The 12,682-nt window shown below is 57.8% G+C and carries 10 protein-coding genes and 1 tRNA gene; 9 read left to right on the top strand and 2 right to left on the bottom strand.

Annotated features, from left to right (window positions below; translation table 11 throughout):
- Positions 1 to 68: 68 nt before the first annotated feature.
- The 7 genes from BLP73_RS06315 (at position 69) to BLP73_RS06285 (ending at position 6,493) form a co-directional block, all read left to right on the top strand.
- The gene (locus BLP73_RS06315; protein ID WP_090741509.1) at positions 69 to 764 is read left to right on the top strand and encodes a type 1 glutamine amidotransferase domain-containing protein; all 696 of its coding nucleotides are present in this window, start codon (positions 69 to 71) and stop codon (positions 762 to 764) included.
- A gap of 66 nt (positions 765 to 830) precedes the next feature.
- On the top strand, positions 831 to 2,630 hold the full coding sequence (gene lepA / locus BLP73_RS06310; protein ID WP_090741506.1) for a translation elongation factor 4: 1,800 nt from the start codon (positions 831 to 833) through the stop codon (positions 2,628 to 2,630).
- Between the two features lie 100 nt (positions 2,631 to 2,730).
- Complete coding sequence (locus BLP73_RS06305) at positions 2,731 to 3,222, top strand: GAF domain-containing protein (protein WP_090741504.1); 492 nt, start codon at positions 2,731 to 2,733, stop codon at positions 3,220 to 3,222.
- A 92-nt stretch (positions 3,223 to 3,314) separates the two neighbouring features.
- On the top strand, positions 3,315 to 4,514 hold the full coding sequence (locus BLP73_RS06300; protein ID WP_090741502.1) for an acyl-CoA dehydrogenase: 1,200 nt from the start codon (positions 3,315 to 3,317) through the stop codon (positions 4,512 to 4,514).
- Positions 4,511 to 5,668 carry a CaiB/BaiF CoA transferase family protein gene (locus BLP73_RS06295; RefSeq protein WP_090741500.1) on the top strand — a complete coding sequence of 386 codons (1,158 nt, stop codon included), beginning with the start codon at positions 4,511 to 4,513 and terminating at the stop codon, positions 5,666 to 5,668. Before BLP73_RS06300 ends, BLP73_RS06295 begins: the two co-directional genes overlap by 4 nt.
- A 96-nt stretch (positions 5,669 to 5,764) precedes the next feature.
- Positions 5,765 to 6,352: a polyhydroxyalkanoate synthesis repressor PhaR gene (gene phaR / locus BLP73_RS06290; protein ID WP_090741497.1), complete on the top strand. Its 588-nt coding sequence runs from the start codon at positions 5,765 to 5,767 to the stop codon at positions 6,350 to 6,352.
- 51 nt (positions 6,353 to 6,403) lie between these two features.
- Positions 6,404 to 6,493: transfer RNA gene (locus BLP73_RS06285), tRNA-Ser, on the top strand.
- Positions 6,494 to 7,266: 773 nt separating this feature from the next.
- Here BLP73_RS06285 and BLP73_RS06275 read toward each other — a convergent pair.
- On the bottom strand, positions 7,267 to 7,806 hold the full coding sequence (locus BLP73_RS06275; RefSeq protein ID WP_090741493.1) for a recombinase family protein: 540 nt from the start codon (positions 7,804 to 7,806) through the stop codon (positions 7,267 to 7,269).
- A 1,694-nt stretch (positions 7,807 to 9,500) separates the two neighbouring features.
- Between BLP73_RS06275 and BLP73_RS18985 the strand changes: the two genes are divergently transcribed.
- Entirely contained in the window at positions 9,501 to 10,772 is a 1,272-nt protein-coding gene (locus BLP73_RS18985) for a hypothetical protein (RefSeq protein WP_139165906.1), read from the top strand.
- A gap of 730 nt (positions 10,773 to 11,502) precedes the next feature.
- On the opposite strand, the gene BLP73_RS06270 is transcribed toward BLP73_RS18985, so the two are convergent.
- Positions 11,503 to 12,231: a QueT transporter family protein gene (locus BLP73_RS06270; RefSeq protein ID WP_139165905.1), complete on the bottom strand. Its 729-nt coding sequence runs from the start codon at positions 12,229 to 12,231 to the stop codon at positions 11,503 to 11,505.
- A gap of 195 nt (positions 12,232 to 12,426) precedes the next feature.
- Between BLP73_RS06270 and BLP73_RS06265 the strand changes: the two genes are divergently transcribed.
- Positions 12,427 to 12,682, top strand: a 256-nt coding sequence (locus BLP73_RS06265; RefSeq protein ID WP_139165904.1) for a transposase, incomplete at its 3' end; no start/stop codon positions are given.

The following is a 12,682-nucleotide window of genomic DNA, read 5'->3' as shown; positions in this document are numbered from 1 at the left end:
GCGGGCGGGCCGGCCTGTTGTCCGCCATGCGCCGCGTGCGCCATTCCCTTTCCAGCCGGAGACAGTCCATGCCCCAAGCCCTCTTCATCCTGACTTCCCATGACCGGATCGGCGACAGCGACACGCCGACGGGCTTCTACTGGGAGGAACTGGCCGCGCCCTACTGGATCCTGACCGATGCCGGCTGGCAGGTGGAACTGGCCAGCATCAAGGGCGGCCGGCCGCCCGCCGATCCCAGCTCGGCCGAGGGCGACGCGATGACCGAGGAGGTGCGCCGCTTCATGGCGGACGACGCGGCGATGAACCGGCTGGCCCATACCGAGCGGGTCGAGGACGTGGATGTCTCGGGCTGCGACATGATCTTCCTGCCAGGCGGGCACGGCACCATGTGGGACCTGCCCGAGAACGAGGCCCTTGGCGCGCTGCTGGCGCGGGGCTGGGAGAAGGGCGCGGTGATCGGCGCCGTCTGCCACGGGCCGGCCGGGCTCTTGGCCGCGCGCCTGTCCGACGGCCAGCCGCTGGTCGCCGGCCGCCGCGTCGCCGGCTTCACCAACAGCGAGGAGGAGGCCGTCGGCCTGACCGAGGCGGTGCCGTTCCTGCTGGCCGACCGCCTTTCGGCCGCGGGCGCCCGGCACGAGAGCGGGCCGGACTGGCAGAGCTTCGCCATCGCCGACGGGCAGCTGGTGACGGGTCAGAACCCGGCCTCTTCGGCCGAGGTCGCGCGGCTCATGCTTCAGGCCGCGGACCGGCCCGCGGTGCGGTGACGCGACCTGCGCGGGGCCGCGCGATCCCCTCTTTCCGTGCGCCCCGCGCCCCTGTATAGCCCGGCCATGACCGAGCTTGACCTCATCCGCAACTTCTCGATCGTGGCGCATATCGACCACGGGAAATCCACGCTGGCCGACCGGCTGATCCAGCTGACGGGCACCGTCGCCGAGCGCGACATGAAGGCCCAGATGCTGGACAGCATGGATATCGAGCGCGAGCGCGGCATCACCATCAAGGCCAACACCGTCCGCATCAGCTACCCGGCGAAGGACGGCAAGACCTATGTCCTGAACCTCATCGACACGCCGGGCCATGTCGACTTCGCCTACGAGGTCAGCCGTTCGATGCGCGCCGTCGAGGGCTCGCTGCTGGTCGTGGACGCGAGCCAGGGCGTCGAGGCGCAGACGCTGGCCAACGTCTACCAGGCGATAGACGCGGGCCACGAGATCGTGCCGGTCCTGAACAAGATCGACCTTCCCGCCGCCGAGCCCGAGCGCGTGAAGGAAAACATCGAGGAGGTCATCGGCATCGACGCGCAGGACGCGATCCCGATCAGCGCCAAGACCGGCCTCGGCATTCCCGAGGTGCTGGAGGCGATCGTGACGCGCCTTCCCGCGCCCAAGGGCGACGCCACCGCGCCGCTGACGGCCATGCTGGTGGACAGCTGGTATGATGCCTATCTCGGCGTCGTGGTGATGGTCCGCGTCATGGACGGGGTGATCCGCAAGGGAGATCAGGTCAAGATGATGCAGACCGGCGCCACCTATAAGCTGGACCGGCTGGCCGTGCTGACCCCGCTGATGGTCGATATCGGCGAGCTTGGGCCGGGAGAGATCGGCGTTTTCACCGCCTCGATCAAGCAGGTCCGCGACACCCGCGTCGGCGACACCATCACGCATGAGAAAAAGCCCGCCGCCAAGGCGCTGCCGGGCTTCAAGCCGGCGCAGCCCGTGGTCTTCTGCGGCCTCTTCCCGGTGGACGCGAACGATTTCGAGGCCCTGCGCGACGCCATCGAGAAGCTGGCCCTCAATGACGCCTCCTTCAGCTACGAGATGGAGACGTCCGCCGCCCTCGGTTTCGGCTTCCGCTGCGGCTTCCTCGGCCTTCTGCATCTGGAAGTCATCCGCGACCGTCTGGAGCGGGAATACGATCTGGATCTCATCACCACCGCGCCCTCGGTGGTCTTCAAGCTGCACATGCGCGACGGCGAGGTGCGCGACCTGCACAACCCCGCCGACATGCCCGACCTGACCCATGTCGACCATATCGAAGAGCCGCGCATCAAGGCGACGATCATGGTGCCGGACGAATATCTGGGCGACGTGCTGAAGCTGTGTCAGGACCGCCGCGGCATCCAGCTGGACCTGACCTATGCCGGCAACCGCGCGATGGTCGTCTATGACCTGCCGCTGGCCGAGGTGGTCTTCGACTTCTACGACCGCCTCAAGTCGGTCACCAAGGGCTATGCCAGCTTCGACTACCAGATCAGCGAATACCGCGAGGATTTCCTGGTCAAGATGTCGATCCTCGTGAACGACGAGCCGGTGGACGCCCTCTCGATCATGGTCCACCGCGACCGCGCCGAGGCCCGCGGCCGCGTGATGGTGGAAAAGCTGAAAGAGCTGATCCCCCGACACATGTTCAAGATCCCGATCCAAGCCGCCATCGGCGCCCGCGTGATCGCGCGCGAGACTTTGTCGGCGATGCGCAAGGACGTGACCGCCAAGTGCTATGGCGGGGACGCGACGCGCAAGAAGAAGCTGCTGGAAAAGCAGAAGGCCGGCAAGAAGAAGATGCGCCAGTTCGGCAAGGTCGAGATCCCGCAGACGGCGTTCATCCAGGCGCTGAAAATGGACGGCTAGGTCAGGGGCGGTCGCGCCCTGCCTAAACTTCGTCTTATTCTTCCCTCGGCAAATCGGGCGGGGCGCGTCAGGATCGTCCCGACCGCTGCCCGAGGACCCCATGACGCATCACACGCCCGCCCTGCCCATCATCGCCCGCAGCGCCGAGGACCGCGCCGCCATCCAGCACGCCCTCGACACCATCCGCGAGATGCTCGGGATGGAAGTCGCCTATCTCTCCGAATTCGTGGAGGAGCGGGCGGTCTTTCGTGCCGTCAGCGCGCCGGGTCTCGAGGCGCTGATCCAGCCGAGCCAGGCGATGGACCTGCGCGAGGTCTACTGCAAGCACATCATCGACGGGCGGCTGCCGCAGCTGATGACCAACACCAGCGCCCATCCGATCGCGGTCGAGCTGCCGATCACGCAGATGATCCCCATCGGCAGCCATCTGAGCATGCCGGTCCGGCGGGAGGACGGCTCGATCTTCGGCATGTTCTGCTTTCTCAGCCGCCACCCGCGCCCCGATCTCGGCGCGGAGGATCTTGCGCTGGTCCAGGCACGGTCCGCCGATGTCGCCGCGCGGATCGACGGGCTGGCCACGCAGGCGTCCTGATCCGGGCGCGACGCCGCAGCGCGCATCTGGGGCATTTCCCTTGCCCGCCCGGCAGGTTATCTGGAGGGCGACAGGCCGAGGGAGGGCGAGACATGGCATCGACGTCGCACAAGGGCGGACAATTTGACTGGGCGGACCCGTTCCTGCTGGCCGAGCAGCTGACCGAGGACGAGCGCATGATCAGCGAGGCCGCGCGCGGCTTCGCGCAGGACCGCCTGATGCCCCGGATCGAGCAGGCCTACCTGAACGAAGAGACCGATCCGGCGATCTTCCGCGAGATGGGCGAGGCCGGCCTTCTCGGCGTCACCGTGCCCGAGGAATATGGCGGGGCAGGGGCCTCCTATGTGGCCTACGGCCTTGTCGCGCGCGAGGTCGAGCGGGTGGACAGCGGCTATCGCTCGATGATGTCGGTGCAGTCGTCTCTGGTCATGTTCCCCATCCACGCCTACGGCTCGGAGGAGCAGAAACGCAAGTATCTGCCGCGCCTTGCCAGCGGCGAGGCGATCGGCTGTTTCGGCCTGACCGAGCCCGATGCCGGCTCGGACCCCGGCGGCATGAAGACCCGCGCGGTCGCCGTGAATGGCGGTTACCGGATCAGCGGCGCCAAGATGTGGATCTCGAACAGCCCCATCGCCAACGTCTTCGTGATCTGGGCCAAGTCCGAGGCGCATGGCGGCAAGGTCCGCGGCTTCATCCTGGAAAACGGCATGCCCGGCCTGTCCGCGCCCAAGATCGGCGGCAAGCTGTCCCTGCGCGCCTCGATCACCGGCGAGATCGTCATGCAGGATGTCGAGGTCGGCGAGGACGCGCTTCTGCCCGGCATCGAGGGCATGGGCGGCCCGTTCGGCTGCCTCAACCGCGCCCGCTACGGCATCAGCTGGGGCGTGATGGGCGCGGCCGAGGACTGCTTCCACCGCGCCCGCCAGTATGGCCTCGACCGCAAGCAGTTCCAGCGCCCGCTGGCCGCCACGCAGCTTTTCCAGAAGAAGCTCGCCGACATGCAGACCGAGATCGCGCTCGGGCTGCAGGCCAGCCTGCGTGTTGGCCGGCTCTTCGACGAGAGCCGGTTCGCGCCCGAGATGATCAGCCTGATCAAGCGCAACAACTGCGGCAAGGCGCTGGACATCGCGCGCCAGGCCCGCGACATGCATGGCGGCAACGGCATCCAGATCGGCTATCACGTGATGCGCCACGCCCAGAACCTCGAGACGGTGAACACCTACGAGGGCACGCATGACGTCCACGCGCTGATCCTGGGCCGCGCGATCACCGACCTCGCCGCCTTCGGATGAGCGCGCCCCTCGCGGGCCTCAAGGTCGTCGAGCTCGCCCGCATCCTCGCCGGCCCTTGGATCGGGCAGACGCTGGCCGATCTCGGCGCCGAGGTCATCAAGGTCGAGGCGCCCGAGGGCGACGACACCCGCAGCTGGGGCCCGCCCTTCGTGCAGCGCGACGACGGCGCGGGCGGGACCGAGACCGCGGCCGCCTATTTCCACGCCGCCAACCGCGGCAAGACCTCGGTGACCTGCGACTTCAATCGCCCGGAGGATCTGGCGGCGCTAAAGGCGCTGATCGCCGAGGCCGACGTGCTGATCGAGAACTTCAAGGTCGGCGGGCTCGCCCGCTACGGGCTCGACTACGGCAGCCTCGCGGCCCTGAACCCGCGCCTCGTCTATGCGTCGGTGACGGGCTTCGGGCAGACCGGGCCGCGCCAAGGCCAGCCCGGCTACGACTTCATGATCCAGGGCATGTGCGGGATCATGGACCTGACGGGCGATCCGGACGGCGAGCCGCAGAAGGTCGGCGTCGCCTGGATCGACATCTTCACCGGCCTCTACGGCGTCATCGGCATCCAGGCCGCGCTGGCCGAGCGCGAGCGCTCGGGGCTCGGCCAGCAGGTCGATCTGTCGCTTCTGGATGCGGGGGTCGCGGTCCTGGCTAACCAGGCCGCGAACCATCTCCTCGGCGGGCTGGTGCCCCGGCGCCTCGGGAACGCGCATCCGAACATCGTGCCCTACCAGGTCTTCCCGACCGCCGACGGCCATCTCATCATCGCCTGCGGCAACGACCGCCAGTTCCGCGCGCTCTGCAGGGTTCTCGAGCTTGACCCGCTGGCGGACGATCCCGCCTTCGCCACGAACCCGGCGCGCGTGGCGCATCGCGAGGATCTGTGCAGGCGCATCGACGCCCGCACCTCGATCCGGGTCAAGGCGGCGCTGATCGCCGATCTCGGCGCGGCCGGGGTGCCGTGCGGCCCGATCAACACCGTGCCCGAGGCCCTTGGCGACCCGCAGATCGTGGCACGCGCGCTTGTCATCCGGCCCGAGGGCATCGCGGGCCTGCGCACCCCGTTGCGCTTCTCGCGCAGTCCGCTGACGACCGACCGCGCCGCGCCAAGGCTCGGCCCGCGCCTCGGCGCCGGCCCGGTGGCCCCCCGCCCGGACTGACACCCCGCGCAAGTGCCGCCGCGACGGGCAATTTTCCTTTGCCTTTCCCCGGCGCGGGTTTCATCATGCGACAAGTCAAGACAAAGGAAAGGCGCGATGGCCGCACCGACCGAGCCGCTGCTGATCAAGCGCTATGCCAGCCGCAGGCTCTACAACACCGAAACCAGCGACTACGTCACGCTCGAGGACATCGCCCGCTTCATCCGCGAGGGCCGCGAGGTGAAGATCGTCGACCTGAAGTCGGGCGATGATTTGACGCGGCAGTACCTGCTCCAGATCATCGCCGAGCATGAGAGCCGCGGCGAAAGCGTCCTGCCCATCGATGTGCTGACCGACCTCGTGCGCAGCTACACGACCAGCGCGCAATCCGTGGTGCCGCAGTTCCTGGCCGCCAGCTTCGAGATGCTGCGCGAGGGGCAGTCGAAGATGATGGAGAACATGGCGACGATGTCGGGGCCCATGGCCTCGATGCCAGGCTTCGAGGCCCTGCAGCGTCAGCAGCAGATCTTCCTGCGGGCGATGATGGGCGGCTGGCGGGGCGCGGGATCCGGCCCGATCCCGGCCGACATGGATGCAGGCACGCCCGGTGGATCGGCAGGCGCAGGCGGCGTCGACGACGCGCAGGACATGGCCGAGATCCGTCGCCAACTGGCCGAATTGCAAAAGCGCATCTCCCGTCTCTGAACGCGCCGCGGCGCTTGCACCCCGTTCGCCAAGCGGCTACGAAGCCGCAACGGAGCGGTGGCCGAGTGGTCGAAGGCGCACGCCTGGAAAGTGTGTAGGCGGGAAACCGTCTCGAGGGTTCGAATCCCTCTCGCTCCGCCATGACCCTTATTTCGTGAGTTTACAGTTAGTTATGAGGGTACTACCACCTACGCTAACCACCTACATCTGCCATGACACGTGTTAGATAGGTTTAGGACGCCTTCATGCGCCGAACATCTGCCTTAGTTCTCGCACTTTGGCCGCAGGTCGCACTAGCTGCCGAAGCTGACGCGCAAGCTGCGCGGTTCATGTGGATCGCATTCGAGTGCGGGACATATGCTGAGATAAGCGGGGACCAAGACCGTCAAGCTGCGCTATTTGAGCGAGGCATGGCGGCCGGCCGGCAGTTTTTCTCCGCTGTCGAGGCGGGAACTATCACTGTGGAAGAACATCGGAAGCACGTGCCTTACCTCGTGCCGCTTCTAGCCGCTGGCCCTTCTGTAGATTTCGTTCTAGGTCGGATATTCGAGTCAGCAATGAACTCTGCGTATGACAACGTCGTGAAGAAGGACCTTGTTGGTTTGCCGGTCCCGATGGAACAGTGGTTAGCCGACGCAGAAAGTAAGAGGTCGCGAGCGCAGTTGCTGTATGAGCGCGGCAACTGTGACTTGTTCTGACTAGGCTCTTTTTCACATTTTTTCTAGAATCTGGGTTGGTCCCTGAGGTCGTTTCCTCAAGGTGAAGGTTTCCAGCTTGTTTTGTGGATGTGTGGGGCTACCCACCAGTGGGCAAACCTTCCTCGAATTTTCAGGGGGGACCCTAGACGAATCAGAAAGAGGACTCCCGTAAGGGAATCCCCGTTCATCATCCTACAACTCAGTCAAGAGGATTAGTCAGGTCAGGAAGCGATAGACGCTAGAGCGGGCAACACCTAGGCGCTTGGCAATCTCAGCAGGTCCGACACCCTCAGCAGTCAGTTGCTTGATCTTCTCACCATCAATGGAAGGCTTACGACCTTTGTAGACACCTGCCTTCTTGGCTGCTGCAATCCCTTCAAGCTGTCTCTCTTTGCGAAGATTAGTCTCAAACTCTGAGAACACACCTAGCATCTGGAAGAACGCCTTACCGGCAGGGCTTGTAGTGTCTATGGGCTGTTCCGTAGCCCGCAACTCTACTCCCTTTTCCTGTAGCTGCCTTGCGATAGCTGAGAGATCATCCATAGAGCGGGCAAGACGATCTAGCCTAGTGATTACCAGAACGTCGCCAGAGGTCAGGAAGTCCAGAAGGGTAGCCAACTCCCTACGTCCCTCAAGCTTGGTCCCTGTGGCCTTCTCAGAGCGTATGACAGTGCATCCTGCCTTCTTGAGTGCTTCCTGTTGAATGGTCAGGTCTTGGTCTGTGGTAGAGACGCGAGCGTATCCGTAAGTAGCCATGATGAGTGTGTCCGATTAGGGTCTAGATGTTATAGAAGTAGCGTCCGATAAATCATGATTCAACCCTATTGGGACGCATAAAGCGTCCTGATCGGACGTAGCGTTTCGGTTTACCCATAAAGGACACGTAAGGAAGCGAATCGCCATAAGTTCGTCCGAATTTGTTCGGATAAAGAGTCAAGTGAGTTGCTTACAATCTCACGAACACGTCAGAGCGAAAGCCTGACAGCAAGAATAAAAGGGATGCTCAAGAAAAAGAATCAGTTAAAGTCCAGGAACAGGAAAATCAGTTATTCAAGAAGATAATGCTTTAGAACAGAAAAAACACACTACCCTCCTTCCGTGGGAAAGTGAAATTTCTGGATTGTCTCGGAGAGCGGGAAGGTAACACTTCTGTTACACGATAACACATAGCCGTAAAGGCAGCAAAAGCGGAACAGGCTGCTGAAATCTCTGAATAATTGTGGTGTTATATTGCCTCAGAGGAGGCTTGTAAGGTCCCTCAAGATTACAGTCTGGGCGGATTTTCCCCAGAATCGACTCTACAGGGGGTTTAACGTCTTGATTTAATATAGTAATTTTCGTCGGAAAACGCAGTTCTCGTATAATAAACTATGACCAGCAGAGGGTACTATACAAACGTTTCAGAACAGCAGGACAAGAGTTCTAGGACTATGGGTATAACGAGCGCGTCGTCTTTCAGTCTGACCAGCTAACGCTGCTCATCCTGTCTTTTCTACGAAAAGAACAATCCTGGACTCGTGTTGTACTATTTATTTTTGATGAACTACAAATAATATAGATGTTAGAACTATAGTTATAGACTGATTACCCTATCTCTACGACTTTCTTAACGTCCTCTCGCCCTAAGGGGCTTCGGACTAAAAGTCTTGATCTAGGCTGCGGAGCCTTACGTCTCCTAGTCCCTTTCTTTCAGAGAGTGATGTTCATACAGCTAGTCGCCTTATCAGGCTTTGTAGCTTCCTTCATGGATTAGTTGTAGCACTGCCTAACTTCGTTCTTAGAACTACGTGTCGTTGACTAAGAGAACTATAGTCTTAACCGCTCATCTTTGTAGGATAGCAGAGCGTTCTATAACTATAGTTACACAACCTATTCATAATATAAATAACCTACATGATAATAGAATATCTATAGTATCATCGCTATAGTTACGTGGTGGTGATGCTGTAGGTCGTCAAGATGTAGCTGGTAAATAAAGTGAGTAGTGTGTTCCGCCCGCTACCGTTCTTATCTATAGTGCGGAGGCGGATTAAGAGTGGCTGCGTTGTCACTGGATTAGATGTAGGCGGCGAGAGCGGGTCTAGCGGAATAGCGAACAGTCAAGGAAATAATGACGAATACCATTTGATAAATGTTAACTGCTACTTGAAAAAGTGCCTCATCGTGATTATATACATCTCAGAGAAAAGAACAGTCTCAGTAGGTCTGGTTCAGTCTCATTTTTTCCTAAATTGAGAAGCGCGTTTTCCTGTCTTTAGCGCCGGTAGGTCCGTCAGCCTATCAAAAAGTCAGACATTCATGTTCCTGCAAACTAAGCCCTACGACAGCTTCACCCCCGGAGCTAGTTGTAGGGCATTTTTTCGTATTGGTTTGCGGAATTCACAGTCAGAACAATTTAAAAGTAAGCCACTCATTTCAGTGGTGTAGATAACTATTTGCAGGACTTAATTATGAACAACGATATTGAATATGTAGATTCTTTGCCCGGAACAGGTAAGACACACTCCTATTTAGACAACATGAAGAGCAGACCAGATGAGAAGTTCATATATCTGTCTCCCTTATTGGATGAAGTAGAAACTCGTATCCAGGATCACATTCCAGAAGGCAACTTCAAATCACCAGAAGGAAAGAACAAGACTGATGATGTACTAAAACTTCTTGAGGATGGAGAAAACATAGCTTGCACTCATGCGCTGTTTGAGAGGTTTGACGAGCGGCACTGGCGAGCGATTGAGGATCAAGGATATGAATTGGTATGTGACGAGGAAGTATCTGCGATTAAGCGATATAAGTGCAAGAACCGCGATGTAGAGCACCTTGTAGAATACGGCGAAGTTGAAGTTCTTGAGCCTTGCGGGAAGATTTCACTTCTTAAACCACTTAGCCATTTTGTAGGTGGATCGTTCGAGGCTATTGCCCGTGAAGCTGCTAAAGGCACTCTCTATCGTTCTAAATGCAAGGCTGGTCAAATTGGATATCTCGTAACTCAGCTACCTATTGACTTGTTTCTAGCCCCCAAGAAAACAACAATCCTGACCTACAACTTCAAAGGGTCAATGCTTGATAAGTTTCTTGAACTACATAGCATTTCAGCACAACAGAAGTTCATTCCGCTCAGAAAATCTAATGAAGAAGTAATTGCCAATCTCCGCAGCCTTATCAACTTCAAATCCACAAGAGCAATCGAAGCGTTAAGCAAGTATAGCTTGAATTGGAATTGGTATAATGGGGCGCGGCAGGATCAGCTAGGTCAAGTCGGCAGGGCAATCAGGTCAGTCCGGGAACTACTCAAGAATGACGATAGCCGGATGATCGTAACGCTACCAAAAGACAATGCCGGTAGGGGTTCGCGTTGCGTTATTCGAGACCGGGACAGGCCAATACTACACCTAGATAAGAACGGTAATCCTAGGCCGAATAAGATTGATTGTTTCCTAGCTGCAAAGACTAGAGCCACTAACAAATACGCTGACAGGGATGTTGTCGTTCATCTTTATGACAGAAACCCGAATATGGACGTAGAGCGTTATTTTAATTCCTACGGCATGACATTAGACAGAGACCAATTCGCCCTCTCCGAGATGATCCAGTTTATCTTTCGTAGTGCTGTTCGTAATGGCAAGCCTATGGATCTTTATATCGCCTCTACAAGAATGAAACAGCTATTTGAAAATTGGCTTCACCAACAAGAAGAAGAAATTTTAGACTACGCTATTTGAGAAAGAATATTTATGACAGAAACAACTATCTTGGAGTATCAACTAAAGACCTACGACACCCTGCCATCTGACAAGACAGACAAGAAGTCCAAATTTGCTCTATATCTGAAAGGTGAGTTTATCGGCCTTGTAGCTTCCCCGGTTTACGATGGGGCGCGATTGCTGCTTAGTCTGGGTTATTCACCTGACACCCTCATGACTACCAAAGCCAAGGATAGTCAAAACGTCTCTTGGAAGCCTCAGGCACTCACTAAGTGGGCAAAGCTGACAACTGAGGAGCAAGCCAACCGAGAAGTCCGCTCTAGATCTTTCAGAGAGTGGGGACGGGTGGGCATTCCAGTGGGGTCTAGCAGTTTTCCTATCCCTTCCTACCAGAACAACACAAAGGGCGCTGAAATCCCTTCCTGTGGGCTCCTAGAGGTGGTTCTATGAGTCTTGCAACCTTCATCACTGACTACCGCCGGAAGAACAAAGCTCATGACTGGCGAAAGCCCTACAGTCCAAAGTGCATTTGTCCCGGTTGTCACATAAAGCCATACTTTGACGGAAAGACATACTACAGTCTTTGCTCCGGCTGCTTGAAGGAAAAGAACCTGGGACCGTTCATGAACAAAGGGCAAAGAGAGGACTACGCAGCAGTCTTCTGGCTAATTGACTTCGAGAACAGATATGAATTAGGCAAGGAGGAGCGCTTTCTACAAAGGGCGAGTGGTACTACTGACAGAGAATTTCACTGAAGCTCTAACCATACGTCTTCTTCATGAATGTGCATTTTAAAGGTGAAAACTTCCGATACTTCCTCCCGCGAAGGCATTATCAAGTATTTAACCTGAACAATATACAAGGCAAGATCGAAGCTACGGGGCCACTCGGAGGAAGAAAAACTCACCCAAATTGCGCTTGTCTCTTTACCTGGCAGAATGGCTGATTTGGTGAAAGGCACGCCCTTAAACGACAAGAAGGGTTCGCAGCTGAGGCTTTCTTGCTCGTATCCTTCAAAATGGTAGAAGTTCACCATGGCAACTATAGATACATCAAGTGCGGGCGTGTTGCCATAGTTCATCATCTGTAGCCAAATTTGTTCTTCAAGATCCCAGCCAAATTCGTCGCTTACCTCGACATTCCCCTGATACTTGTACTGATGCACATGGAGCCACGCCCTTGTCTGCGCAATGTTTGTCTCAGCCTGCTGCGCTGCCATATCCTTTGTCGCTGTCAAAGTGTCTTGTGTGGCTTTCAAGGTCTGACTAACAAGATAGACTGCGTATACACTCACCAGCGTAGCGAGACCGCTGAACACGCTCTGTAGCCACGGCGGGACTTCCTTAAGTTCTCCTACACGGAATGCATCAGCTAACATCGACAAGATAAAGCCAATCATGCAGCCTGCAAAAAGGCCGACAATCAGCATATTCTGCACGTTAGTCTTGTGGTCCTGAGCCGGAAGCGGATGTTTCATTTAGGATACTGCCAAAGTTGTTTGTCAGGAGGCCGTTGTTTGCTACGAGCATCAATGTGATTGGTATAATAAGGAGGAACGCTATTAATCCTTCTACAGTATTCCGTTTTGGCTTTAGGTCGAAGGTGTACTGGCCTGCCCCCTGAAAAGTGGTCCTCCCTGAAGTAGGCTTTCGAGCCAGATGGAGGACAAGCAATGCCCCAGAAGAAGCACAAGCCCGAAGAGATTGTAGCGAAGCTCCGGCAAGTCGATGTGTTGGTATCGCAGGGTCAGTCTGTGGCCGCGGCGGTTCGCTCAATTGGCGTGACGCAGTTCACCTACTACCGGTGGCGTCAAGAGTATGGCGGGCTGAAGACAAACCAAGTGAAGCGGCTGAAGGAGTTGGAGAAGGAGAACGAGCGGCTCCGGAAGGCCGTGTCGGACCTCACGCTCGAGAAGTTGATCCTTCGGG

The sequence above is a fragment of the Paracoccus tibetensis genome (assembly GCF_900102505.1).
GTDB classification, from domain to species: domain Bacteria; phylum Pseudomonadota; class Alphaproteobacteria; order Rhodobacterales; family Rhodobacteraceae; genus Paracoccus; species Paracoccus tibetensis.
The sequence above is the reverse complement of the archived record's forward strand: the minus strand, read 5'-3'. Positions and strand labels throughout refer to the sequence as shown.